This is a genomic window from Ruegeria lacuscaerulensis, assembly GCF_013033355.1.
In the GTDB taxonomy this organism is placed as follows: domain Bacteria; phylum Pseudomonadota; class Alphaproteobacteria; order Rhodobacterales; family Rhodobacteraceae; genus Ruegeria; species Ruegeria lacuscaerulensis_A.
Map to the genome: position 1 here is coordinate 69706 of NZ_WQDY01000009.1, position 25502 is coordinate 95207.

The following is a 25502-nucleotide window of genomic DNA, read 5'->3' on the forward strand; positions in this document are numbered from 1 at the left end:
AGGCCCGGCGGGCCCTCTTTGCAGCGGGTCAATCCTGCGTCTTGACCCAACCTTCGACCATACGTTTGACGAAAGGTCCAAGGCTTAGAATAACAAGAAATGCGATGGGCCAACAAAAGGCCCAGGACCCGAACCAGTCACCCAGGGTGGTGGGACCAAAACCAACTGCCTTGACGGTTGCGATACCTGTAACGATACAGGACATCAGTCCTGACATGATCAGACCGAAAAGGGCGTGGGCGAAACGGGCTGGTATCATTGAGGGCGCTTTCGAAGTCGAGACGTTCTTCATTTGCTGGATTTTTTGTCAAGAATCCAGAGTTATGGGGTCATCCAACCAAGACTGTCTGCGGAATTTTGCGTGGACGGGGTGTATTCGGCACTGACCCAACCTGTGTACCCATGTTGGTCCATTGCCGCGAACAGGGCCGCGAAGTCCGTTGGGCCTTTGCCCGGTTCAGCCCGGTTCGGTGCGGCGCCGATCTGAGCATGAACAACATGTGGGCGATAGCGGTTCCAGATTTCCAGCGCGTCGCCATGGATCATATGCGCGTGAAAGCTGTCGTATTGCAGGCCGATATTGGGGCGGTCTACCTGGGTCAGAACCTCGGCGGCAAGCGCGTAGTCGTTCAGGAAGTAATCCGGTTGCGAGACAGGGTTCAGCGGCTCGATCGTGAACTGCTGCTGTGGCGCTGCATCGGCGGCCCATTGCAGGTTACGCACAAACGTCTCAAGCGCATCAGGGCCCGAAGAATAGCCCGACATGATGTGGATCAGCCCCGGTTTCAGCACTTCCGCATAGCGTATCACCCGGCGGATATCGGACTGAAATCGCCCTTCGCCGCCTGGTACGGCCGCATAGCCCGGCTGCCCGCCGGTATAGTTGGGCGGCGGGGCGTTGATCAGCACAAGTTCAAGCCCATTGGCCAGCAGGGCGCGGCGGGTTTCCTTGGCGGCCAAATCATAGGGAAACAGGATTTCGACGGCTTTGAACCCGGCCTCAGCCGCCGCTTGGAACCGGTCGAGATAGGGCAGTTCGGCGAACAGCAATGAGATATTGGCGGCAAATTTCGGCATGATCAGACCCGGTTTGATGGTGGCTGGACCTTAGCGGGCCGGGTTTGGCGGTGAAAGGGCCTGAAAACGACAGATTGTCGAAAATCGGCCAGAACGCCCGGCGCAGATCAGAGACATTCGGGACAATGCGGCGAATCATTTCCGGTCGCCGATCCAACAGAAGGTCTGACACCATGGCGATGAGCCCTGACCCCGTGCGCGGGAACGCTCTCTCTGTGTCTGCCGGGCGCAGTTCTGCCTTATCGGGCAATGGCTTGGCGGTCGCCAGTATGCTGACGTGGGCGGCAGGGTTTCCGGCGGCTGAGGTGCTGCTGCAAAGCTGGCCTCCGGTCGCGTTGCTGGTGGCGCGGCTGGCGTTGGCGGTGCTGGTTATGGTGCCGATCTGGGTGCTGTTTGACGGCCCGACCCGTGTGCTGCGAGCACGTTGGGGTCATGCGATGCGGGTCGGCGGCACGCTGGGCGTGGCAATGTTCCTGATCATCCTCGCGCAGAAGCTAACCGATCCCGTGACCGTGGCGATCATCGCATCCTGCGCGCCCTTGTTCGCAACGGTATTAGAAGTGGCGACGGGCGCACGGCGGCTGCGGTGGAATTTTGCGTTGGGCGTGATCGTGTCGATTGTCGGTGGTTTAATTGCCACCAGCGCGGTGGCCCCGGCGCAGCTGGGCTTGGGTGCGGTTTGCGCCATTGCGTCCACGGGCCTGTTCTGTTGGGCCAGCATGGCGATTGCGCGGGATTTCCCCGATCTCAGCCAGACAGGGCGCAGCACCATCACCTTTGTCGGGGGGCTGGGAACCGCTGCCGTGTTGTTCGCCGGTGCCGCGCAGATGGGGATGGAGGTGATGCCTACAACCGCACTCGACATGCAGCAGGCGGGGATGCTGGTGATTTATGCGCTGATCTCCATGGGGTTGAGCCAGGTGTTTTTCATCGCATCCGTGGGCAAGATCGGCGTTGCGTTGGCCTCATTCCACATCAATATCGCGCCATTTTACGTGATGCTGATCATGCTGGTGCTGGGCGAGGAGTGGAACTGGACCCGTGCGCTGGGCGCGGGGATCGTGGCAGTGGCCGTGATACTGGCGCAAGAGCGTCGAGCGCAGGTGGTTTAATCCGGTAGATCATCCGAGCGGATCAGATGGAAAAACTGCCCGCCGGACCAGACGCCGAACCACTCACCACTATGCTCGGCGATGTCGACCAGCCGGTAAAAACTTTTGCGGTCGATCCGCGCCTCTAGGTTTGCGCGTACCAATATATAGGGGGCAGGCTCCTCTGTTTCGGTATCAATGACAATCCGGAGCGGATGGTCCGCACCTGCGACTGCCGTGTCGCCCACATGTGTGGTGAATGTCAGCTTTTGCGTCTCGCCGCTGCCTTCGACCTCGAAATCGACGGCTACGAAAGGCACGTCCTCGACAGTGATTCCCACCTTCTCGACCGGGGTGACGAGGTAATATTTTCCGTCTTCTTTCTTAAGAATTGACGAAAACAGCTTCACAAGCTCGAACCTGTTGATCGGCGACCCTAGATAAGACCACGAGCCATCTTTGGCGACATTAATGTCCAGATCGCCACAAAACGGAGGATTCCAAAGGTGAACCGGCGGCGAACCCCGCGTTTTGGCAGCTTTGACTGATGCTTCAATGCCATCTGGTGACGGGGTCACAGGTTTTTGTCCGCTCATTGCTTTTGCCATTTCCTCTCAGCGCGATACACTCTGCTTATAATAGTCCACGGAAGGGAAAGTCATGACCGAACCTGCCGACCTCGTGTCCGAGATCGAAGCGCTGGAATCGAAACTGCAAGAGGCGAAGGCCTCGATCACCCGTCGCTTTATCGGACAGGAAAGGGTCGTGGACCTGACCCTGACCGCGCTGCTGTGCGGCGGGCATGCGTTGCTGATCGGTCTGCCCGGTCTGGGTAAGACGCGACTGGTTGAAACGCTGTCGACCGTAATGGGCCTGCACGGCAACCGCATCCAGTTCACGCCGGACCTGATGCCTGCCGACATTCTGGGGTCCGAGGTTCTGGATACCGCCGAAGATGGCAGCCGCCATTTCCGCTTTATTTCGGGTCCGATCTTTTGCCAGTTGCTGATGGCGGATGAGATCAACCGCGCCAGCCCCCGAACGCAATCGGCACTGCTGCAAGCGATGCAGGAGCGTACGGTGACAGTGGCGGGCGAGGATCGCTCGCTGGGTACGCCCTTTCACGTGTTGGCGACGCAGAACCCGATTGAGCAGGAAGGCACCTATCCGCTGCCCGAGGCGCAGTTGGACCGCTTCCTTGTGCAGATCGACGTGGAATACCCCGATCGCCAGACCGAACGTGACATTCTGCTGGCCACCACGGGCGTCGAAGAAGATGACGCGCATGAGATTTTCACCAAAGAAGAGCTGCTGGCCGCTCAGGTTCTGTTGCGGCGCATGCCCGTCGGAGATTCGGTGGTTGAGCTGATCCTCGATCTGGTTCGCGCCTTCCGCCCGGATGAGGCTGGCGTGTCCGAACGGGTGGCGGAAACGGTCGCTTGGGGGCCGGGTCCACGTGCGGCGCAGGCGCTGATGATGACAGTGCGCGCGCGGGCGATGTTGCAGGGACGATTGGCCCCGAATGCCGAGGACGTCTTGGATATGGCGCGCCCTGTGCTCAGCCACCGGATGGCGCTGAACTTTGCCGCCCGGGCGCGCGGGGACAGCCTTGCTGATCTGATCGAAAGCACCGCTGCCGGCTTGATCCGCACCGAGGCTGCGGCGTGAATGCTGCACTAACCCTTCGTGAAAGATCCGAGGCCGAGGCGTCTCGGCTGCCGCCGCTGTTGGCGCGGGCTGAGCATCTGGCCGGAACCGTTCTGCTGGGCGATCACGGGCGCAGGCGGTCGGGTCTGGGTGATGATTTCTGGCAGTACCGCCCGGCTCAGATCGGGGACAGCCGTCGGATGATCGACCATCGCCGCTCGGCGCGCGGGGATCAGCAATTTGTGCGCGAACGCGAATGGCAGATTGCGCAATCGGTGATGCTGTGGGTCGATCAGGGTGCCTCGATGCGATTTGCGTCTGACAAGAACCACCCGACCAAGGCCGACCGTGCGCGTCTGCTGGGGCTGGCCACGGCCATCCTGCTGGTGCGAGGCGGAGAACGCGTGGGCCTGACCGGCACCACCCTACCGCCACGGCGCGGCAACGCACAAATCGTGCGGCTGGCGCAGGCCTGGTCCGAAGATGCCGAGGCCGATTATGCGCCGCCCGAACACCGCGCCATGATACCACATGCGCGGGCTGTGTTCATTTCCGATTTTCTCGGACCGATGGATGAGGTCGAACTGGCCCTGACCAAGGCTGCCGACCGGGGCGTGCGCGGTGTTCTGTTGCAGGTTCTGGACCCAAACGAGGAAAGTTTTCCCTATCGCGGTCGGACAATATTCGAAAGCGTCGGCGGCACGACCCGCCACGAGACATTGAAAGCCGGAGAGCTGCGCGATCGCTATCTGGATCGGCTTGCCAAACGCAAGGATGCGCTGACGCAGTTGTGCCGCGCGACCGGTTGGCAGCTTGGGTTGCACCACACGGGTGACAGCGCGCAGGCGGCTCTACTGTGGCTCTATCGTGCGTTGGATCGGGGGTCTGTATGACGGTTTTGGCGGGTATTGGCTTTACTGCGCCTTGGGTGCTGCTGGGTTTGCTGACCTTGCCGATCCTGTGGCTGATCCTGCGTGCTGTGCCACCTGCGCCGATCCGTCGGTTGTTCCCGGCGGTGACGTTGTTGCTGGGCTTGAAAGATGAAGAAAGCGTCTCGGATCGGACACCCTGGTGGCTATTGCTGTTGCGAATGCTGGCAGCTGCGGCGATCATCATCGGGCTTGCAGGTCCGGTTCTGAACCCCTCGCGTGATCAAGCCGGGTCAGGACCGTTGATGTTGGTGCTGGATGCCAGTTGGGCCGGGGCCACGCAGTGGCCGTCGACGCTGGACCAGATCGATGCGCAACTGGCTGAGGCTGGGCGCGCTGGGCGGACCGTTGCAATCCTGAGCCTGACCCAACCTGAGATGCCGGTGTTCCAGTCTGCCGAAGACTGGCGCGGCAGGTTGCCCGGTCTGGCGCCCGCCCCGTGGCAGCCAACCGAGATCCAGATAGAACAAAGCGCTGCTGCGTTGAACCAGCTAGATGGCGGGTTCGATACGCATTGGTTCAGCGACCGATTGGACTATGACGGGTATGACGCGATCCTTGCAGAGTTGCAGCGGCGGGGCGAAGTGACGGTGTATCAGTCTGCCTCGCCTGTATTTGCGATCCTGCCGGCGTCTTATCAGGACGGGCTTATACAACTGACCGCGCAACGGTCTGAGGCCGGACCGGCTGAGGAAATCTCTGTTCTAGCACAGGGCCGCGATCCAGCCGGTGCGATGCGTGTTCTGCAGTCGGTGGATATGACGTTCGACAGCGGTGAAACACAGGCCCAGGTCGATCTTTCCTTACCGTCCGAGTTGCGCGCCCGCATCACGCGGTTCGAAATCCAGGGCCAACGCTCGGCCGGCGCTTTGACACTGACCGATGACAGCCTGCGGCGACGCGAAGTTGCCCTGATCGCCGGCACCTTGAACCGCGAAGGGCTCGAGCTGTTGTCACCGCTGCACTACCTGACGCAGGTGCTGATCCCAACGGCAGATTTCGTCGAGGGTGGTTTGCTGGACGTTTTGCCCGCCAACCCGGACGTGATCGTTCTGGCTGATGTGGCGAAACTGTCCGCGGGTGAGCAAGAGGCCGTGGTCGAATGGGTTGAACAGGGCGGGTTGCTGTTGCGCTTTGCCGGGCCACGTATGGCCGCCAGCGATCTGGGTCGCGACGCCGAGGATGCTTTGCTGCCGGTGCGCCTGCGCAGCGGGGGCCGCTCGGTCGGAGGTGCGATGAGCTGGGGCGAGGCCAAGGGGCTGGCTCCGTTCCCGGAAGAATCGCCCTTTTACGGGCTCGAGGTGCCGTCGGACGTTTCGGTGACCACGCAAGTAATGGCCCAACCCGACCCTAATCTGGCGGATCGGGTGATTGCCTCGCTTTCGGATGGCACACCGCTGGTGACGCGCAAGGCTTTGGGTCTGGGTCAGGTGGTGCTGTTTCATGTGACTGCAGATGCGGAATGGTCCAGTCTGCCGCTGTCGGGTCTGTTCGTCGAAATGCTGGACCGTCTGGCGGTCGCGTCGGCGGCCAAGTCACGGCAAGAGTCACAGTTGCAGGGCACCACGTGGGAGCCGATTCAGGTAATGGATGGCTTTGGTGCCCTAACGGATGCGGGCAACCTGTCCGGTGTGGACGGTGTCGATCTTGTCTCGGGCCAGATCGGCCCGGATCTGCGTCCGGGGCTGTATGAAAGTGGTAAACAAAAGCTGGCGCTGAACGTTCTGACCGAGGATGCGGCTCTGACCCCTATTTCCTGGCCAGCAGATGTGCCGATCAAGGGGCAAGAGATCAGTACCGAGACCCCGATCGGCGGTATCCTCCTGAGCCTCGCGCTTTTGCTGCTGACGTTGGATGTTATAGCGTCACTTGCGCTGTCAGGACGTCTGGGATTGGCCCGCGCTGCGGCTGTGGCGCTGGGCGCTGTACTGATTGCGCCGGACGCGCAGGCGCAGACGCCCGAAGATACCGAGTTTGCCTTGAATGCCACGACCGAGCTGGTGCTGGCGCATGTGTTGACGGGCAACGCAGAGGTTGACGATATCGCAGGCGCGGGCATGCGCGGGCTGGCGCAGACGCTGTTCTACCGTACATCGGTCGAACCGGCCGACCCAATCGGAGTGGATCTGGAACGTGATGAGCTAGCCTTTTTCCCGTTGCTATACTGGCCGATCACTCCGGATCAACCGCAACCCTCGGCCGAGGCATATTCCAAGCTGAACGCCTATTTGCGGTCGGGCGGGATGATCCTGTTTGACACGCGCGATTCAGATGTGGCGCGGTTCGGCGCCGCCAGTCCCAATGGCCGCAAGTTGCAGCAACTGGCAGGACCGCTGAACATCCCATCGCTCGAACCTATTCCCCGTGACCATGTGCTCACGCGGACCTTCTATCTGCTGCAGGATTTTCCCGGTCGGTATGCAAGCACGGATGTTTGGGTCGAGTCTGCACCGCTGGATGCCGAGCAGATCGACGGGATGCCGTTCAGGAACCTCAACGACAACGTGACGCCTGTGGTGATCGGCGGCAATGACTGGGCCGGGGCATGGGCCGTGGATCGAAATGGTCAGGCGCTTTTGCCCGTTGGGCGCGGCTATGCCGGGGAACGTCAGCGTGAGCTGGCCAACCGCTTCGGGGTCAATCTGGTGATGCATGTGCTGACCGGAAACTACAAATCGGATCAGGTACATGTACCTGCGCTGCTAGACAGGTTGGGACAATGACCGGAACCGTACTTTTTGATCCGTTGATCCCGTGGACGGTTTTGGCGGTTGTGGCTGCCATTGCCGTGGCGGGTGTGGCGTTGGCCCTGTGGCGTGGGCTGTCGGGCTGGGCGTTGCGTGGTTTGGCGGCGCTAGTGGTGGTCGCGGCATTGACTGGGCCCGTTTATCAGGTCGAAGATCGCGCTCCGCTGACCGACATCGTATTGATGATCGAAGACGAAAGCGCCAGCCAGACTTTGTCGGATCGGGCTGAACAAACGGTCCAAACTGTCGATAATCTGGCCGCCGAGATCGAGTCTCGCGACAATACCGAACTGCGTCGTATCAAAGTTGGCGACGGCGAGGGCGACGAGGGTACTCAGGTCATGGCTGCGCTGAACGAAGCGCTCGCCGAAGAGCCCCGCGCCAGAATTGCGGGCATTCTGGTCGTCTCGGACGGTATCATCCACGACGCAGAGCAGGCGCCGGACCTTCCTGCGCCGATGCACCTTTTGCAGACGGGACGTGCCGATGATTGGGATCGTCGTCTGATCGTTCGTAACGCTCCGGCCTTTGCCATTATCGGCGAGCCCGTCACCCTGACATTGCGGGTCGAAGACAGCGGTGCCGCTCCGGCGGGTGCGGCAACCGCCCCGCTAGAAATCTCGGTCGATGGCGCCGAGGCAGAGCAATTTACCATTCCCATCGGTGTCGATGTCGAGTTGCCCATCACTCTGCCCCATGGCGGGCGCAATGTTCTGCAGTTCACGGTACCACAGGCCGAGGGCGAGCTGACCGACCGCAACAATACAGCGCTGATCCAAATGAACGGTGTGCGCGACCGGTTGCGGGTGCTGCTGGTCTCGGGCGAGCCGCACCCCGGCGGGCGGACTTGGCGGAACCTGCTGAAATCCGACAGCTCGGTTGATCTGGTGCATTTCACCATTCTGCGCCCACCCGAGAAACAGGACGGTGTACCGGTTGACGAACTTTCGCTGATCGCTTTTCCAACGCGCGAGCTGTTTCTCGAGAAGATCAACGATTTCGACCTGATCATCTTTGACCGCTACAAGCGTCGCGGCATTCTTCCGGCGATCTATCTGGACAATGTCAGCAACTATATCAACGAAGGTGGCGCTGTGCTGATCGCCGCGGGGCCGGATTTTGCCAGCGCCGACAGTATCTTTCGATCTCCGCTTGCGCCCATACTTCCCGCACAGCCGACCGCGCGTGTGATCGAGGAGCGGTTTGTTCCGATGGTAAGTGATCTGGGTCGCAGGCATCCGGTGACGACCGATTTGGGCGACTCGGATCAATGGGGGGCGTGGTTACGCCAGATCGACGTCAAGCAACGCAAGGGTGACGTGCTGATGACCGGAGTGGAAGACCGGCCATTGTTGGTGCTGGACCGGGTGGGCGAGGGTCGCGTGGCCATGCTGGCCTCGGATCACGCCTGGCTGTGGAGTCGCGGCTTCGAAGGCGGCGGGCCGCAGTTAGAACTGTTGCGCCGTCTGGCGCATTGGATGATGAAAGAGCCCGAGCTGGAAGAAGAGGCCCTGTGGGCCGAAGCCAACGGCCAAGTCATGCGCATTATTCGCCAAACTTTGGAAGATGAAGTTGGCCCGGTCACTGTCACGCAACCCAATGGCGAAACGCTTGAGGTGACATTGGACGAGGTCTCACCCGGTCGGTTCGAAGCGCAATATTACGGGCCTGAGATTGGCCTTTACCGTTTGCAGGAGGGTGAGCACTCGGCGGTGATCGGCCTTGGCCCGGCCGCGCCAAAAGAGTTCGAGCGCACGATTGCCACCTCGGAGGTGCTGGACCCTATTCTGGCGGAGTTGCGCGGAGGCACCATCCGGATCGAGGATGGTATGCCGTCAATCCGCAATGTGCGGGCCGGTCGACCGGCCTCGGGTCGCGGTTGGATCGGCCTGACGCCGCGCAACGCTTATGAAACGCGGGATGTGACTCAGGCCGGATTGTTGCCGCCATGGTTGGTTTTGCTGTTGGCTGGCGGTTTCCTGATTGGTGGATGGATGCGCGAAGGGCGGCGTTGATCCCGAAGTCTCTGACGACAAGGCCCCGTTTGGTCAGAGCACCGAGCGTCGTTCCGCCCGCTGGCAACAGGGTGGTCAGAGTATTTGGCATGCAAGCTTGGGCAAACCGATCTGGCCGTCTGTTACGCATTCTGACAGCGTCGAGCGACAGGGCCGATGGCTGACAATTTTCTGTGCGCGGCATGAAGCTCCTTAGGTTTCATCCAATCCCTGATCCACGATCAGCTGCTCAGGTGACGGCTTAAACACTTCTTCACGCTCTGCCGCGATGCTGGGTTGGAAATGCTTTGGGATCGTCACGGATGAGTCTTGCAACAAAACTGGCACAGGAAAGACGCGCGCGGCTGGCTGCCGAACGGTTGCTTGAGATGAAACAGGCCGAGCTGTCGGCGGCCAATCGCAAACTTGGCTTGCACGCGATGGCCCTGACCAAACGTATTGGCGAAACGCAGGCCGAGGTTGAGACCGTTCGCGATGAGAACGAAAAGGTCAAATCTGATCTGACGCTGGCCAATGCCAAGATCGAAGTGGCCGAGCGTCGGCTGTGGCATTCGATACAGACATTCCATGACGGGTTTGCGTTTTTCGATGGCGACAATCGCCTGATCGGAGCGAACACGGCCTACCTGAGTGTGTTCGAAGGTATTGACGAGGTTGCGCCCGGTATCGCCTATCCCCGTATTCTGGAAATTCTCACGACCGAGGGATTGATTGATCTTGGCGATGAGGCTGCGTGCGATTGGATACGGCGAATGCAGGCCAGGTGGGCGAAAACGAACCCCGAGCCTGAAATTATTCGCCTTTGGAACGGCCACTACTTCAAACTGATTGACCAGCGCGGCAACGGGGGGGACGTGGTCAGCCTGGCGCTGAACATTTCTGCGTCGGTCCAACACGAGGCCGAGCTGAAAGCCGCACGTGAAAGGGCTGAAGCCGCAAACCGCGCAAAGTCTGCGTTTTTGGCAAATATGAGCCACGAGATCAGAACCCCGATGAATGGTATCGTGGGCATGACTGAACTGATGTCGGAAACGCCACTGGATGAAGAACAAAGGCTCTATCTCAATACTATCCGCAATTCCGGCGAGGCGTTGTTGGTCATCATCAATGATGTTTTGGACTATTCGAAGATCGAAGCTGACAAGCTGATCCTGCATCCCGAACAATTCGATTTTGAGCGATGCATACTGGAAGTATCTATGCTGCTGCAGCCCAGTGTTCGGGACAAGGGGCTGACATTGCTGGTCGACTACGACCTGTTCCTGCCTACTCTTTTCGTGGGGGATCCGGGGCGCGTGCGTCAGGTTTTGACCAATCTGGTTGGCAACGCAGTTAAGTTCACGTCACACGGTCATGTGCTCATTCGGGTAACAGGAGTACCCAATACGGATCTGCGCACCTGCGATATCCATTTGGCAATCGAGGACACCGGGATAGGTGTCGATGCCGAGAAAATTGACCATATTTTTGGTGAATTCAACCAGGTCGAGGATGAACGCAACCGGCAGTTTGAAGGAACAGGGTTGGGTCTGGCCATCACTAAACGGTTGATCGCTTTGATGGGTGGCACGATCTGGGTTGAAAGTGAACCACGCGAGGGCTCGTGCTTCGGGTTCCGAATTTCTCTGCCGACAATTGAAGGCCCCCAGCCCGAACCGCCTGATCTGGCGGAGGGGCCGAGGCACGTCATCGTGGTCGAAGATATGGCTGTAAACCGTGCCATCCTGGCCAAACAGTTCAGTCGTCTGGGCGCTCGGGTAACGGTTTGTAGCTCTGGCAGCGAAGCGTTGTCGAAGATTGACGACAGCGTGGGACTAATTCTGTGCGATCACGATCTGCCTGACATGGATGGAATAGAGCTTGCCACCACACTCAAAGATCGGGGATGGGACGACCTGCCCATTGTCCTGATGTCGGCCAACCCAGCTATGATCCACGCCAATCCAGCCCGCCATCTTATTGAAGGTGTTCTGCAGAAACCCATACCCAGAGCCGAACTCTATTCGCGACTGACCGCTTTGGGTCGCGCAGCGCAAACGGATGACGTGCCGCCTGTTACAATCATAGCGGCTTCCTTGTCCAACGGGTCGCAAAAACGGCTCATGCGGGTTCTGGCCGCCGAAGACAACAGGACCAACCAGTTGATCCTGCAAAAAATGGTCAAAGATCTGAACATCGATCTGCGCTTTGCAGAAAACGGGACTGAGGCTGTTGAGGCTTATCAGGACTTCGACCCCGATCTTGTTTTCATGGACATATCTATGCCAGGCATGGACGGCAAACAGGCGACGGCAGAAATCCGACGACGAGAGATTGAGACGGGCCGCCACGTTCCCATCATCGCCCTGACTGCGCATGCAATGGCAGGAGATGATCAGGGTATCCTGTCGGCAGGGTTGGACCATTATCTGACCAAGCCGCTGCAAAAGCGGAAAATTCATCAGATGATCCAAAACCACCAACCTGATGGGACACACCCGTTGATTGCCGAGGCGTATGTGCCGGGCTAGGCTTTCACAATGACTGAACTCCGCGGCTTTCACCCTCGCGCCTTGGGCGAGATCGCCATCCGCTGCGCTGATATGGCGGCGATGGTGGCATTTTACGAAGACGTCATCGGCCTGCAGCGCCTGAGCGGCGACCACAACAGCGCCATCACCTTTTTCCGCATTGCCGAAGGCTTTGCAGGTCATACGCAGGTGCTGGCCCTGTTCCATTATGCTGCCGCCCCACGACCGGGGCTGCACCCCAGCGCTGCCGACCGACCTGCCACAGGGGCCGGATCATCGCTGCACCACATCGCGCTGTCGCTACCGTTCGAGGAGCAAGAGGCCGTGATGCGCTGGTATGACAAAATGGGCCAACCCTACCGGGTTGAGCAGTTCGGCTGGATCGGGTGGCGAGGGATTTTCACCGAAGACCCCGAGGGCAACACTGTGGAGTTGGTAGCCTATGATCCTTCAATGCTGAATCAGGACGAATAGGGGCGCACAAAGACCGGTTTATCGTCAGACGAAAGGTCGGGACGATAGGCATATCCGCCAGTGTTGAAATCCAACAGACCAGCCGGATCGGTTAGGCGGTACTGAATGATATAGCGGGCCATGGCCCCGCGCGCTTTCTTGGCGAAAAAGCTGACGATCTTGGGGGTGCCCGCCTTGTCCTCCATGAACACAGGAGTGATCACCCGCAGTTTAAGCGCTTTGGGATCAACCGCGCCGAAATATTCCTGACTGGCGCAGTTCACCAGCACGTCCGACCCAATCTGCGCGCCCTGCGCGTTCAAAGCCTTGCTCAGCTGATCGCGCCAGTATTCATACAGGTTCTTGCCGCGCCGGGTTTTCAGCTTGCTGCCCATCTCAAGCCGATAGGCCTGAATGGCGTCCAGCGGACGCAGCACGCCGTAAAGCCCCGACAGAATGCGCAGGTGATCCTGTGCCCGTGCCATTTCATCTGCATCCAAAGATGCGGCTTCAAGCCCCTGATAGGTGTCACCGGCAAAGGCCAGCGCTGCGGGGCGGGTCAGATCGGCCTCGGGCGCATCAGAAAAGGTGCGATAGCGGTCGCGGTTCAGGCGTGCCAGATCATCACTGAGGTCCATCAGCTTTTTCAGATCGCCCAGCGTCAGGTTGCGGGCGGTTTTCGACAGCCGGATCGCGTCGTCCTGAAAATCGGGTTGGGTGACCGTCACATCGCGCTCGGCCCAGTCCAGCCGCTTGGCCGGGGAAATCACTACCAGCATATCCGCCCTTACTCCTTGCCTGATAGGGCGTATTTAGCCCGCCTGTTCCAGCACGTCCAGAAAGGCAGCGCCAAACCTTTCGTGACGACGGCCGCCCAGCACCTGTTCCAGCCCGCGCTGATCGCCGGGCCGCAGTTGGGCCACCTTGGCCAGTTGCGAGGCCGAACATGTCAACGGTTTGTCGATCCCGTCCGGCCCGCGGGTCAGGTCATTCTGTGCGGCCAGAAGCTGGTCGTAAATCTCGCCCTGATCGCGCCCGGCCAGTTTGCGGCGGGCCGGGTGCAGGGCGGCGGCCTCACCCGCGATCACTTCAAGGAAAGTATCGCCATAGCGTTCCAGCTTTTTCGCGCCAATACCCCCGATCCGGGCCATATCGTCCAGCGTCATCGGGCGGGTTTCCGCCATTTCGATGAGGGTGCGGTCGGGAAAGATGACATAGGCCGGAACCCGTTGGGATTCTGCCAGCGCGCGGCGTTTGGCCTTGAGCGCCGACAGCAGCGGCGCGTCTTCTTCGGCCACCATAGCCTTGACGGCGGGGCGCCGGGTGGCTTTGCGGATAGTGTCCTTGCGCAGGTTGATCTGCGCCTCGCCCTTCAGGATCGGCTTGGCGGCCTTGGTCATGCGCAGCGCGCCGTGGCGGTCGGGATCGGGACGGACCAGATCATGTCCCATCATCTGCCGGAAAATCGCCTGCCATTGCGGGCGGGACCAGTCCTTGCCAATGCCCCATGTGGACAGGGCGTCATGCCGCCGCGCGCGGACCTTGTCGGTTTCATTGGCCAGCAGGATGTCGATCAGATGGCTCGATCCAAACCATTCCTCGGTGCGCAAGATGGCAGACAAGGCCATGCGGACGGGGGTGGTGCCGTCGAACACTTCGGGCGGGGTGTCGCAGAGATCGCATTTGCCGCAGGGCTCGGCCTTTTCGCCGAAATAGCCCAGCAGGGTTTGACGGCGACAGACCAGCGCCTCGGCCAACCCAAGCAGAGCATTCAGACGGGCATGGTCGGCCATACGCCGTTCAGCCGGGGCCAGCCCTTCGTCGATTTGCGAGCGGCGCAGGCGGAAGTCATCGGGTCCAAACAGGGTCAGAGTCTCGGCCGGGCCGCCGTCGCGGCCCGCGCGGCCGATCTCCTGATAATAGGCCTCGATGGACTTGGGCAGGTCCGCATGGGCGACCCAGCGGATGTCGGGTTTGTCGATGCCCATACCAAAGGCGACGGTCGCGACCACGATCAGCCCATCTTCGCGCGCAAAGCGGGTTTCGACAATGCGGCGATCTTCGGGCTCCATACCGCCGTGATAGTGACAGGCTGAGTGCCCCTCGGCGCGCAGGGCCTGCGCCAGCACCTCGGTCTTGTTGCGGGTGCCGCAATATACGATGCCGGATTGCCCTTTGCGCGCGGCGGCGAACTCCAGCACCTGTTTGCGCGGGCCATCTTTGGCGGCAAAGGCAAGATGGATGTTGGGCCGGTCAAACCCGCGCAGGAACTTGCGCGGCGCAGTGCCATCGAACAGTTTCTCGACAATCTCATCCTGCGTTTCCGCATCCGCTGTGGCGGTGAAGGCTGCCAAGGGGACGTTCAGCGCGCGCCGCAGCTCTCCGATCCGCAGGTAATCGGGGCGGAAATCATGGCCCCATTGGCTGACGCAATGCGCCTCGTCCACCGCAATAAGGCTGACATTGATCCGGCGCAGCATCCCCAATGCCGACCCGGCGGCCAGACGTTCGGGGGCCATGTATAGAAGTTTCAGCCGCCCGGCCTCCAACGCCTGCCAAACCGCATCGGTTTCTTCGGGAGTGTTGCCCGAGGTCAGCGCGCCAGCCTCAACCCCGGCCTCTTGCAACCCGCGCACCTGATCGCGCATCAGGGCGATCAGGGGGGAAATCACCACCGTCACGCCGTCGCGCAGCAGGGCAGGTAGTTGGAAACACAGGGATTTGCCGCCACCCGTGGGCATGATGGCCAGAACGTTCTCGCCTGCCGTCACGGCGTCGACGATCTCTTCCTGACCGGGTCGGAAATCGTCGAATCCAAAGACATCTCGCAGCAAAGGCGCGGAGTCGAACATCTGCGGGGTTGCCCTGTTTTAAGGTTTATCTGCTCTTAAGACAGGACAATCACATACTAAGATTCGGTGAACAAGAGGTCAGACGAAATAGACCATATTGTTGATCAGAATGATCCGCGCCGCATAGACGCCGACCAGCACGACCAGAGGCGTCAGGTCCAGCCCGCCCATATTGGGTAGGATACGGCGGATCGGGCCGTATATCGGCTCGAGTATGCGGTTCAGGCCGTACCAGATTTGCGCCACCAGCTGTTGATGCAGGTTTAGCACCTGAAAATTGATCAGCCAGCTCATGATCACATGGGCCAGAATGATGAACCAGACAATGTCCAGGATCAGCAGAAGGATTTGGATCAGCGACAGCATGGGGCCTCCGGGGTATTGCTTTGTCGAGACGTAAGCGCCCCGGCGTCAAAGAGCAAGCCCGCGCCAACACAACCCTTGCGAATTGGGGTAAAGCCCCGTCTTATAAAGACAACGATAACAGGGGCAGTCATGGCAGAGATTTCCAAGCGCAAGCGCATCTGGGGCTGGTGGTTTTTTGACTGGGCCAGTCAACCCTATCACACATTGCTGGTCACTTTTGTATTTGGCCCCTATTTTGCAGGCGTTGCGGCGGGGTACTTCAGCGGCACCGGGCTGGATGCACAGGCCGCCGCCGCGCGGGCGCAAACGGTTTGGGCCAATTGCCTGACGATCACCGGGCTGATCATCGCTTTTGGTGCCCCCTTGTTGGGCGCTATGGCGGATGTATCTGGGCGGCGCATCCCATGGATATTTGCGTTCTCGGTGATGTATGCGGTGGGCTCGGCTGCGCTGTGGTACACGCTGCCTGATGGGTCGAACATGTGGCTGATGCTATCGGCCTTTGGTCTGGGCTTTGTGGGGGCGGAATACGCGCTGATCTTCATCAATTCGCAATTGCCTGATCTGGGCGATGACAGCGAAGTGGGTGAGATTTCGGGATCGGGCTTTGCCTTCGGTTATTTCGGCGGGCTGATCTCGCTGGCGATTATGTTGCTGCTGTTTGTGGAACAGCCCAATGGCAAAACACTGATCGGTCTGGACCCGGCCTTTGGATTAGACGCCGCCGCGCAGGAGGGGACGCGCTTTGTCGGCCCCTTCACCGCGTTGTGGTTCGTGCTGTTTATGGCGCCTTATTTCTTGTGGGTTCGCGACGATCCGCAGACCGAGAAAACAGGTAGCCTGGCTGAGGCGCTGCGGTTGCTGGGCAAATCCATCTCGGATCTGCGGCACCGGGTCAGTCTGGCGACCTATCTGGGGTCATCCATGTTCTACCGCGATGCGCTGAACGGGCTTTACAGCTTTGGTGGCGTTTACGCGCGGTTGGTGCTGGAATGGGATCTGATCAAGATCGGCGTTTTTGGGATTGTCAGCGTTCTGGCCTCGGCCATCTTTGCGTGGATCGGGGGCAAGGCGGACAAGAAATACGGCCCTAAACCAGTGATTTTGATCGCGATCTGGGTGCTGATCTTTGTCTGTATCACAGTGGTGTCGATGGACCGGACACAGATTTACGGCATTGCTTTGCCCGAAGGGTCGGGCCTGCCGGATATGGTGTTCTTTGGTTGTGGCGTCCTGATCGGCGGTATGGGGGGCATCCTGCAATCGGCCAGCCGGTCGTTAATGGTGCGCCACACGGACCCAAAAGCCCCGGTCGAGAGCTTTGGCCTGTATGGCCTGTCGGGCCGGGCCACCGCATTTGCCGCGCCTTTGTTGGTGGGGATTGTCACGGCGGCCACAGGAAGTGCGCGTCTGGGGGTGTCACCGATCATTGCTTTGTTTATTCTGGGCTTGTTCCTAATGCGCTGGGTTAAACCGGAAGGGGATCAGAGCAGATGATTTTATTACGTTTTTTGACCGTATTGGCGGCCATAGCATGGGCAGGCGCAGTGGGCGCACAGCCGCTGGCCAAACAGCTTTTCGGGGCGCAAAAGCAAAGTTCGCAGCAAAAACCAGCCGCGTTCGGCAGTTATTCGCGCGGATGTGCCGCCGGTTCGGTGCAGCTGCCCGAAACTGGACCCACGTGGCAGGCCATGCGCCTGTCGCGCAACCGCAACTGGGGGCACCCAGTGGCGATCGACTATGTGCAGGATCTCAGCCGGTTTGCTGCGAAACAGCCAGGCTGGAATGGGCTTTATATCGGGGATATCAGCCAGCCGAGGGGCGGGCCGATGACATCCGGTCACCGCTCGCACCAGTTGGGCCTCGATATCGACATCTGGATGCTGCCCGGCGACAACATGCGACTGGGGCGCAAAGCGCGCGAGAACATCTCGTCAATTTCCCTGCGCCGGTCCGCAGGGGCCTTTGTGAATGACAACTGGACCCGACAACACCACGAGATCCTGAAAGCCGCCGCCAAGGACAAGCGCGTGGCGCGGATTTTTGTCTTTCCTGGCGCCAAGGTGCAAATGTGCAAGGATGAAAAGGGCAACCGCGCCTATTTGCGAAAAATTCGGCCATGGTGGGGGCATCACTATCATTTCCATGTTCGACTGGCCTGTCCGCGTGGTTCGAAAGGATGCGTCAATCAGGACCCGCCACCCAAGGGCGATGGCTGTGATCAAGCGCAGCAATGGGTGAACAACATTCTCAACCCGCCTCCGCCCGATCCCAATGCGCCTGCACCGAAGCCCCGGCGTGAATATCGTTTGGCCGATCTGCCTCAGCAATGCGCCGCCGTTCTGCAATCCAACTGATCTGCGCGCTGCCCTTTGCGGGGGCAGCAACAGCGGTCGAGGTCAAGTCCGCGATCCATCTGCAAAGCCATGTGTGGCGTCACACCGCTGATTGGTTCGGCGGGTTTTCGGCCCTGCAGATGTCAGAGGGTGGCCGCAAGATGGTCGTGCTTAGCGATCGGGCGACGTTGGTGAGCGCGACCATTGCGCGGGATAAGAACGGTATCCGAGATATCCAAATCACAGGCCACTGGCCGGTTCTGTCCAGCAAGGGGCGACCTTTGACAGGAAGGGTTGGCGATTCCGAGGGTATCGCCTTTGCGTCCGATGGCAGCTTTTACATCTCATTCGAGGCCCTGCACCGCGTGGCGCATTATCGCGCCCCAAGTGCCAAAGCCAGTGTGCTACCCCGGTCGCAAGCATTCCAAACCCATGACCTGAACGGGTCTTTCGAAGCTTTGGCAATTGACGCTGCAGGTCAGCTTTACACCATGCCCGAGAAAAGCCGGACTCCGCATGGCGACATCCCCGTCTATCGCTGGGATGGGCAAGCGTGGTCGACACCGTTTGTGCTGCCGCAGAGCGGAAAATTCCTGCCTGTATCGGCCGATTTCGACCCCGACGGCAGGCTTTACGTGTTGGAACGGGCGCTGGGGTGGACGGGGTTTAAATCCCGGTTGCGGCGCTGGCAGATTGACGCAGACGGGCCTCAGACCGAAGAAACCCTGTTCCAGACCGGCACCGGCGCGCATGACAACCTGGAAGGTCTGTCCATCTGGCGCGACGATCAGGGGCGGCTGCGGGCAACGATGATCTCGGATGACAACTTCCTGGCCTTACAACGCACCGAGCTGGTGGAATACCTGCTGCCCGATTGACTTAGGTCCCCCAAACGTCTAAACGCACGGCTTGCCTTGGGATACCCCCTGGCCAAGTCGCCGCTACCTTGACAAAACGGGCATCAAAATATGCAACGCGCTTATATTCCCGGCATTCTTGCCATGGCCGCCATCGTCGTGGCCTCGAACATTCTGGTCCAGTTCCTGATCTTTGACGGGCTGTTGACCTGGGGTGCTTTCACCTATCCGCTGGCCTTTCTGGTCACAGACATCATGAACCGCGTCTACGGCGTGGCCACGGCCCGCAAGGTTGTGTTCGCAGGTTTCATCACCGGTATCATCTGCTCGCTGATCGGCAGCCAGATCATGCTGCAGGGCGACGGGTTCACCTATGCCGCCGTGCCGCTGCGCATCGCCGTGGCCTCGGGCACCGCGTTCCTGATCGCGCAGCTGACCGACGTCACCGTGTTCAATGCAATGCGCGGAGGCCGCTGGTGGCGCGCGCCGCTGGTCTCGACCCTGGTCGGATCGGCGCTGGATACGGCGCTGTTCTTCACCATCGCGTTCTCGGCCTCGATCACCGTGTTTGGCGCCAATGCCGACGCCGCGATCAACTGGGCGTGGGAGCCGGTACCCTTCATGCTGACCGGTCCAATGGCCCCCCTGTGGGTGACGTTGGCTTTCGCGGATTGGCTGGTGAAACTGTCGCTGGCCATGATCGCGCTAATCCCGTTCAAAGTGATCGTCTCGCGCCTGACCGCACAGCCTGCGTAAAAAAACGTTTGGAGATTGGCGCATCTTGTGTCACCATCCTTATCAACCGCAACAGATAGATAAGGAGGTGATCCAGTGTCGAGAAAGAGATTGGAGAGAGGTGTCGGAACAACCGGGGGGATCGCCTGTTAGGGCAGCCCTTGGCGGAGCGCTCGCTCCGGCTGGTCGATTGATCTAACCGACCCAACCTCCTGAACTTTCGAAGGGCTGTCCCGCCGGGGCGGCCCTTTTTGTTTTGTGCTCGGGCAGTTAAGGTCGCGCCTATGTTGCGCATCACCGACGATATCATTCTGCAAGACTGGGAAATGACCGAAAGCTTTGTGCGGTCCTCCGGTCCCGGCGGGCAGAACGTGAACAAGGTCTCAACTGCCGTTGAGCTGCGGTTCGAAGCTGCGCGGTCTCCGTCGCTGCCTGATCCGGTGAAAAACCGGCTGAAAAAGCTGGCCGGGCGACGCTGGACTAAAGAGGGCGCGATCATCATCCAGTGCGAGGAAACCCGCAGCCAAGCCCGCAACCGCGAGTTGGCCCGTGCCCGTCTGGCCGAGCTGATCGCCCGCGCACTGGTCAAGCCTAAACGACGGGTTGCGACCAAGCCCACCTATGGCTCGGTCAAACGGCGGCTGGCGGCGAAAAAAGCGCGCGGAGACGTCAAGGCGCTGCGTGGGCGGGTCAGCGAAGATTGAACTGGCAGTTTCCCCGCGCCTTGCTAGTCTGACCTCCAAACGGGAGGGCAAGACCATGAGGCTTCAGGGCAAGACCGCAATCGTCACCGGCGGCGCGTCGGGTTTTGGTGCCGGTATCGTCGAGCGGTTCCTTGAAGAAGGCGCACGGGTCATGATCGCCGATATCAATGGCGATGCGGCGCAGGCATTGGCGCAACAGCACGAAAACGCCACCGCCCAAACGGTCGATGTGGCCAACGCGGCCTCAGTTCAGGCCATGGCCGATGCGGCCGGCGATGCGTTCGGCCCCGTCGATATTCTTGTCAATAATGCGGGCGTCACCCATCTGCCAACCCCGCTCGAGGACGTGTCCGAAGATGATTTCGACCGTGTCTTCAACGTGAATATGAAATCCGTCTACCTGACAGCGCGCGCTTTTGTTCCGCATATGAAGGCGCGCGGCGCGGGTGCAATCCTGAACGTGGCCTCGACGGCGGGCCTGTCACCGCGCCCGAACCTGAACTGGTACAACGCTTCGAAAGGTTGGATGATCACCGCCACCAAAACCATGGCCGTCGAACTTGCCCCATCAGGCGTTCGCGTTAACGCCATCTGTCCCGTAGCGGGCGAGACTCCGTTGCTGAAATCCTTCATGGGCGAGGACACCCCCGAAATCCGTGCCAAATTTCTGTCCACCATCCCGCTGGGCCGCTTCTCAACCCCGCAGGATATGGCGAACGCCGCCCTGTTCCTGTGCTCGGACGAGGCCAGCATGATCACCGGCACAGCTTTGGAGGTCGACGGTGGCCGCTGTATCTGATCCGCTCTTCATCTGGCCAAAAATATCTCCGCCGGAGGCAGCGCGCCTGCGCGCTTCCCCTCCCCACACGATTACCTAGAAATGACGCCCGGACCGAAAAACCTGATCACCGATATCCCCGGCCTGCGCGTCGGCAACGCGCAAGACGGCGCGTTGAAATCCGGCACAACAGTGCTGACGGCGGACGCGCCCTTTACCGCCTCGGTACATGTGATGGGCGGTGCGCCTGGGACACGGGAAACCGACCTGCTGGCCCCGGACAAATCGGTGCAGCGGGTGGATGCGATCACCCTCTCTGGCGGTTCGGCTTTTGGGTTGGACGCGTGCTCGGGTGTCTCAGACGCCTTGCGCGCGGAAGGCAGGGGCTTTGTCGTCGGCCCCGCCATCGTCCCCATCGTTCCCGGAGCCATCTTGTTCGATCTGCTGAACGGGGGTGATAAGACATGGACCGAGAACCCTTATCGCGCGCTGGGACGCACCGCGTTCGAAAACGCAGCCTCTGATTTCGCGCTGGGCACAGCGGGCGCAGGCACAGGAGCTTTGGCCGCCCGACATAAAGGCGGGCTGGGTTCTGCCTCGGTGGTGCTGGAAAACGGTGTCACTGTCGGCGCATTGGTTGCCGCCAACCCGCTGGGCAGTGTCACCACGGCCAGCGACCGTCATTTCTGGGCCGCCCCGTTCGAACAGGGCGGCGAATTCGGCGATTTAGGGCCTGATCCGACCTCGGGGCTTGGACAGCCCGCGCCCAGCCTCAAGGCGCAGGTCATGCACCCGGCAGCACCTGACAAGGGCAATACAACCATCGCCATTGTCGCCACGGATGCAACCCTATCGAAACCGCAATGTCAGCGGTTGGCGGTTGCGGCTCATGACGGCATCGCCCGTGCGATCCTGCCCGCCCACACCCCCGGAGATGGCGATCTGGTCTTTGGAGTCAGCACCGGCGCGCGACCCCTGACGTCGGATGCGGATCTGGCGCTGATCGGCCACACGGCCTCGATCTGCCTTGCACGGGCCATTGCCCGCGCCGTCTATCTGGCCACACCCGAGTTGGGCGATCTGCTGCCATGTTGGTCACAGACGCACGACTTTGGTTAAGGACGACTAAAGTCGGGTTGTGACACTGTGTCGTTGCGCGGCAATCTGCGCGTTGACTCTTTTCTGTGCCGGCGTTCCATTCGGTGCAGCCAATATGTATCGGAGCAAAAGCCATGAATCGCATTCTCGCGACTGCAATTGTCGGCCTTCTGGCCCTTCCTGCCTATGCTGAAGGTGACGCAGAAGCTGGCAAGAAAGCCTTCAACAAGTGCAAATCCTGCCACATGATCGCTGATCCGGATGGCGAAGTGATCGTTAAAGGTGGCAAGACCGGCCCGAACCTGTACGGTATCGCGGGCCGCACTGCTGGCACGGTTGAAGACTTCAAATACGGTGACAGCATCGTGGCCGCAGGTGAAAACGGTCTGGTCTGGGATGAGACAACCTTTGTCGAGTACTCTCAGGACCCCAAAGCCTTCCTGAAAACCTATCTGGATGACACAGCGGCCAAGTCGAAAATGACCTTCCGGCTGAAATCTGGCGGTGAAGACGTCTATGCCTATATCGTCAGCGTTTCGGGCGAATAATATCTGACACCGATCTACTGAGATTCATCGAAAGGCCGCAGTCCCCCTGCGGCCTTTCGTGCGATTGATAAGAGTGCTCAACATCGCCACCTTGGAAGTACGCAGCCGAACGAGTCCGACCTGTCCGTCGGGCAGGCAGCAGGAGTTGAAAGATGGGAATCATGATCCCGGCCTGGGTCGATGGCGAGTTGACCCCCGTGGACAAGCTTGAAGCGCATGAAAAGGGTTTGCGGCACAAGGCGGTGTCGGTCTTTGTCGTGCGCGGGACCGAGATTTTGCTGCAACGTCGGGCGATGGGCAAATACCACACGCCGGGCCTGTGGGCGAATACCTGCTGCACCCATCCTGACTGGGGTGAGACGCCCTCGGAATGCGCGGTGCGCCGCCTGCGCGAAGAGTTGGGGATTACCGGGCTTTATCCAGAATATCGCCACCGGCTGGAATACCACGCTGATGTGGGCAATTCGATGATCGAGCATGAGGTGGTGGACGTGTTCCTCGCCCATGTACGTGGGCCATTGCAGATCGAACCGAACCCAGATGAGGTGATGGATATCCGCTGGATCGACTATCACGACCTTCTGGCCGAGGTGCAGCGCCACCCCGCGCGATTCACGCCCTGGCTCAAGATTTATCTGCACAACCACGCCGACACGATTTTCGGCCCCGACCTGATCATCTCGGCCAAGACCTGAGGGCTTGCAAGGCCGCCCCAAGCCGCCTAAATCAACGCGTCATGGCCAAGCAAAAGCAGAAGACCGACCCGAATTACAAAGTCATCGCCGAAAACCGGCGGGCCCGCTTCGATTACGCGATCGAAGAGGATATAGAGTGCGGCATCATGCTGGAAGGCTCCGAGGTCAAATCCCTGCGCGCAGGTGGCTCGAACATTGCCGAAAGCTATGCCTCGGTCGACGACGGTGAGCTGTGGCTGATCAACAGCTATATCGCCCCGTATGAGCAGGCGAAAGTCTTCAAACACGAAGAACGCCGCCGTCGCAAGCTGTTGGTTTCGCGGAAAGAATTGTCGAGTCTGTGGAACGCTACTCAACGCAAGGGCATGACGCTGGTGCCGCTGGTTTTGTATTTCAACCACAAGGGCCGGGCCAAGCTGAAGATTGGAATCGCCAAGGGTAAGAAACTGCACGACAAGCGTGAGACGCAAGCCAAACGCGACTGGTCACGTCAGAAACAGCGGCTGATGAAGGATCACAGCTGATCCTTCACCGGATTCAGAACGCCATCGCGGCCGACACGGCCCGTTTCCAACGGTCATAGGCGGCGTCGCGGTCCTCTTGCGACATCTCTGGTTTAAACCGGCGATCCAGCGCCCATGTTTCCGAAAACCCTTGCTGATCGGGATAGACCCCCGCGCGCATTCCGGCCAGCCACGCCGCACCCAGAGCAGTTGTTTCCTGCATCACCGGACGGTCAACTTCGGCCCCCAGATAGTCCGACAAACCCTGCATCGCCCAATCCGAGGCGCTGGCGCCACCGTCGACGCGCAGCGTCACATCGGTATCCGCGCCCCAGTCGCCCTGCATGGCGTGCCACAGATCGCGGGTCTGGTAGGCGATGCTTTCCAAGGTGGCTTTGGCGAACTCGGCCCGACCTGAGTTGCGGGTCAGACCAAACACTGCGCCCCGGCAGTCAGGTTTCCAGTAAGGCGCGCCCAGCCCGGTAAAAGCGGGCACCAGCACGACATGCTGATTAGGGTCTGCTTGTTGCGCCAATTCTCCGCTTTCGGGGGCCGTTTCGATGATCTGCAACGCATCACGCAGCCATTGCACCGCGGCCCCGGCGACAAAGATCGAGCCCTCCAACGCATAGGTCCGTTTGCCGTCCAGCTGGTAGGCGATGGTAGTCAGCAGGCGGTTTTTCGACTCAACCGGTTTGTCGCCCGTGTTCAGCAGCGCGAAACAGCCCGTGCCGTAGGTGGATTTCATCATCCCCGGCTGAAAACACGCCTGCCCAATGGTGGCAGCCTGTTGGTCGCCCGCCACGCCCAAAATGGGGATATTCCCCCCTAATAGAGTCGTTTCCCCGAAGTCCGAGGCACAATCATGGACCTGCGGCAGCATATTCATCGGCACGTCCAGCAGATCACAGATCTCCGTGCTCCATTCGCCTTTGTGGATGTCGAACAACAGGGTGCGGGCGGCGTTTGTGGCGTCTGTGGCGTGGCTGCGGCCTTCGGTTAGACGCCAGATCAGGAAGCTGTCGATGGTGCCGAACAGCAGCTCTCCGGCTTCGGCCTTTTCGCGCGCGCCGGGGACAGTATCCAGCAGCCATTTCACCTTGGTGCCCGAGAAATATGGGTCCAGTAGCAGGCCGGTCTGGGCGGTCACATCATCCTCGCACCCGGCTTGTTTGTAGCGCGCGCAAATCTCGGCGGTGCGGCGGTCCTGCCAGACGATGGCGTTGTGGATCGGTTTCCCGGTGGCGCGATCCCAGACCACCGTGGTTTCGCGCTGGTTGGTGATGCCGATGCCGGCGATCTGGTCGGAGGTGACGCCGTTGGTGTCCATCACTTCGCGGCAGACGCGCAAAACGCTGTCCCAGATTTCCTCGGGGTCGTGTTCGACCCAGCCTTCCTGCGGGAAATGCTGGGTGAATTCGTGCTGTGCGGTGCCCGCGCGCTGCATTTCAGCGTCAAACAGAATGGCCCGCGATGATGTGGTGCCCTGATCAATAGCGAGAATATAGGTCATGCCCCGCGCCCCCCTCCGGTATTGGTTTTGCAGGAGTTTAGCGCAAAC

At 60.2% G+C, this 25502-nt stretch carries 24 protein-coding genes; 17 read left to right on the forward strand and 7 right to left on the reverse strand.

What is annotated here, in order from left to right:
* Window positions 1-28: 28 nt before the first annotated feature.
* Window positions 29-259 carry a DUF2798 domain-containing protein gene (locus tag GOW48_RS15665; protein ID WP_170356052.1) on the reverse strand — a complete coding sequence of 77 codons (231 nt, stop codon included), beginning with the start codon at window positions 257-259 and terminating at the stop codon, window positions 29-31.
* Window positions 260-321: 62 nt separating this feature from the next.
* Complete coding sequence (locus GOW48_RS15670) at window positions 322-1077, reverse strand: hydroxypyruvate isomerase family protein (protein ID WP_170755167.1); 756 nt, start codon at window positions 1075-1077, stop codon at window positions 322-324.
* A 173-nt stretch (window positions 1078-1250) separates the two neighbouring features.
* On the opposite strand from GOW48_RS15670, the gene GOW48_RS15675 reads away from it, so the two are divergent.
* The gene (locus tag GOW48_RS15675) at window positions 1251-2189 is read left to right on the forward strand and encodes a DMT family transporter (RefSeq protein ID WP_234899492.1); all 939 of its coding nucleotides are present in this window, start codon (window positions 1251-1253) and stop codon (window positions 2187-2189) included.
* Here GOW48_RS15675 and GOW48_RS15680 read toward each other — a convergent pair.
* Window positions 2186-2776 carry a DUF1285 domain-containing protein gene (locus GOW48_RS15680; protein ID WP_170755169.1) on the reverse strand — a complete coding sequence of 197 codons (591 nt, stop codon included), beginning with the start codon at window positions 2774-2776 and terminating at the stop codon, window positions 2186-2188. The genes GOW48_RS15675 and GOW48_RS15680 overlap by 4 nt on opposite strands.
* A 52-nt stretch (window positions 2777-2828) precedes the next feature.
* On the opposite strand from GOW48_RS15680, the gene GOW48_RS15685 reads away from it, so the two are divergent.
* From GOW48_RS15685 to GOW48_RS15710, 6 genes are all read left to right on the forward strand, one after another.
* A complete protein-coding gene (locus GOW48_RS15685; RefSeq protein WP_170755170.1) occupies window positions 2829-3836 on the forward strand; it encodes an AAA family ATPase in 1008 nt (335 codons plus the stop codon).
* Window positions 3833-4708, forward strand: a complete 876-nt coding sequence (locus GOW48_RS15690; RefSeq protein ID WP_170755171.1) for a DUF58 domain-containing protein — start codon at window positions 3833-3835, stop codon at window positions 4706-4708. The genes GOW48_RS15685 and GOW48_RS15690 overlap by 4 nt, the downstream gene beginning before the upstream one ends.
* On the forward strand, window positions 4705-7467 hold the full coding sequence (locus GOW48_RS15695; protein WP_170755172.1) for a DUF4159 domain-containing protein: 2763 nt from the start codon (window positions 4705-4707) through the stop codon (window positions 7465-7467). Before GOW48_RS15690 ends, GOW48_RS15695 begins: the two co-directional genes overlap by 4 nt.
* Window positions 7464-9506 (forward strand): hypothetical protein, encoded by a 2043-nt coding sequence (locus tag GOW48_RS15700; protein ID WP_170755173.1) that lies wholly within the window; start codon window positions 7464-7466, stop codon window positions 9504-9506. Before GOW48_RS15695 ends, GOW48_RS15700 begins: the two co-directional genes overlap by 4 nt.
* A 302-nt stretch (window positions 9507-9808) precedes the next feature.
* The gene (locus GOW48_RS15705; RefSeq protein WP_170755174.1) at window positions 9809-12016 is read left to right on the forward strand and encodes a response regulator; all 2208 of its coding nucleotides are present in this window, start codon (window positions 9809-9811) and stop codon (window positions 12014-12016) included.
* A 9-nt stretch (window positions 12017-12025) separates the two neighbouring features.
* Window positions 12026-12490 carry a VOC family protein gene (locus GOW48_RS15710; RefSeq protein WP_170755175.1) on the forward strand — a complete coding sequence of 155 codons (465 nt, stop codon included), beginning with the start codon at window positions 12026-12028 and terminating at the stop codon, window positions 12488-12490.
* Here GOW48_RS15710 and yaaA read toward each other — a convergent pair.
* The 3 genes from yaaA to GOW48_RS15725 form a co-directional block, all read right to left on the reverse strand.
* Entirely contained in the window at window positions 12478-13248 is a 771-nt protein-coding gene (gene yaaA / locus GOW48_RS15715) for a peroxide stress protein YaaA (protein WP_170755176.1), read from the reverse strand. The genes GOW48_RS15710 and yaaA overlap by 13 nt on opposite strands.
* A gap of 33 nt (window positions 13249-13281) precedes the next feature.
* Window positions 13282-15321: a DNA helicase RecQ gene (gene recQ, locus GOW48_RS15720; protein WP_170755177.1), complete on the reverse strand. Its 2040-nt coding sequence runs from the start codon at window positions 15319-15321 to the stop codon at window positions 13282-13284.
* A 78-nt stretch (window positions 15322-15399) separates the two neighbouring features.
* Complete coding sequence (locus tag GOW48_RS15725; RefSeq protein WP_170355859.1) at window positions 15400-15687, reverse strand: YggT family protein; 288 nt, start codon at window positions 15685-15687, stop codon at window positions 15400-15402.
* Window positions 15688-15816: 129 nt separating this feature from the next.
* Between GOW48_RS15725 and GOW48_RS15730 the strand changes: the two genes are divergently transcribed.
* From GOW48_RS15730 to smpB, 10 genes are all read left to right on the forward strand, one after another.
* Window positions 15817-17184: an MFS transporter gene (locus tag GOW48_RS15730; RefSeq protein WP_170755178.1), complete on the forward strand. Its 1368-nt coding sequence runs from the start codon at window positions 15817-15819 to the stop codon at window positions 17182-17184.
* A complete protein-coding gene (gene mepA, locus GOW48_RS15735) occupies window positions 17181-18044 on the forward strand; it encodes a penicillin-insensitive murein endopeptidase (RefSeq protein WP_170355862.1) in 864 nt (287 codons plus the stop codon). Before GOW48_RS15730 ends, mepA begins: the two co-directional genes overlap by 4 nt.
* Window positions 18017-18901 carry an esterase-like activity of phytase family protein gene (locus tag GOW48_RS15740; protein WP_170755179.1) on the forward strand — a complete coding sequence of 295 codons (885 nt, stop codon included), beginning with the start codon at window positions 18017-18019 and terminating at the stop codon, window positions 18899-18901. Before mepA ends, GOW48_RS15740 begins: the two co-directional genes overlap by 28 nt.
* A gap of 90 nt (window positions 18902-18991) precedes the next feature.
* On the forward strand, window positions 18992-19636 hold the full coding sequence (locus GOW48_RS15745; protein ID WP_170755180.1) for a queuosine precursor transporter: 645 nt from the start codon (window positions 18992-18994) through the stop codon (window positions 19634-19636).
* A 263-nt stretch (window positions 19637-19899) separates the two neighbouring features.
* Complete coding sequence (gene arfB, locus GOW48_RS15750; protein ID WP_170355867.1) at window positions 19900-20319, forward strand: alternative ribosome rescue aminoacyl-tRNA hydrolase ArfB; 420 nt, start codon at window positions 19900-19902, stop codon at window positions 20317-20319.
* Window positions 20320-20374: 55 nt separating this feature from the next.
* A complete protein-coding gene (locus tag GOW48_RS15755) occupies window positions 20375-21118 on the forward strand; it encodes an SDR family oxidoreductase (RefSeq protein WP_170755181.1) in 744 nt (247 codons plus the stop codon).
* Window positions 21119-21199: 81 nt separating this feature from the next.
* Window positions 21200-22216, forward strand: a complete 1017-nt coding sequence (locus GOW48_RS15760; protein WP_170755182.1) for a P1 family peptidase — start codon at window positions 21200-21202, stop codon at window positions 22214-22216.
* A gap of 113 nt (window positions 22217-22329) precedes the next feature.
* Window positions 22330-22743, forward strand: coding sequence for a c-type cytochrome (locus GOW48_RS15765; protein ID WP_170755183.1), 414 nt, complete (start codon window positions 22330-22332; stop codon window positions 22741-22743).
* 152 nt (window positions 22744-22895) lie between these two features.
* On the forward strand, window positions 22896-23438 hold the full coding sequence (gene idi / locus GOW48_RS15770; protein WP_170355873.1) for an isopentenyl-diphosphate Delta-isomerase: 543 nt from the start codon (window positions 22896-22898) through the stop codon (window positions 23436-23438).
* 41 nt (window positions 23439-23479) lie between these two features.
* Window positions 23480-23962: an SsrA-binding protein SmpB gene (gene smpB / locus GOW48_RS15775; protein ID WP_170755184.1), complete on the forward strand. Its 483-nt coding sequence runs from the start codon at window positions 23480-23482 to the stop codon at window positions 23960-23962.
* A 13-nt stretch (window positions 23963-23975) separates the two neighbouring features.
* On the opposite strand, the gene glpK is transcribed toward smpB, so the two are convergent.
* Entirely contained in the window at window positions 23976-25454 is a 1479-nt protein-coding gene (gene glpK / locus GOW48_RS15780) for a glycerol kinase GlpK (protein WP_170755185.1), read from the reverse strand.
* Window positions 25455-25502: the final 48 nt, after the last annotated feature.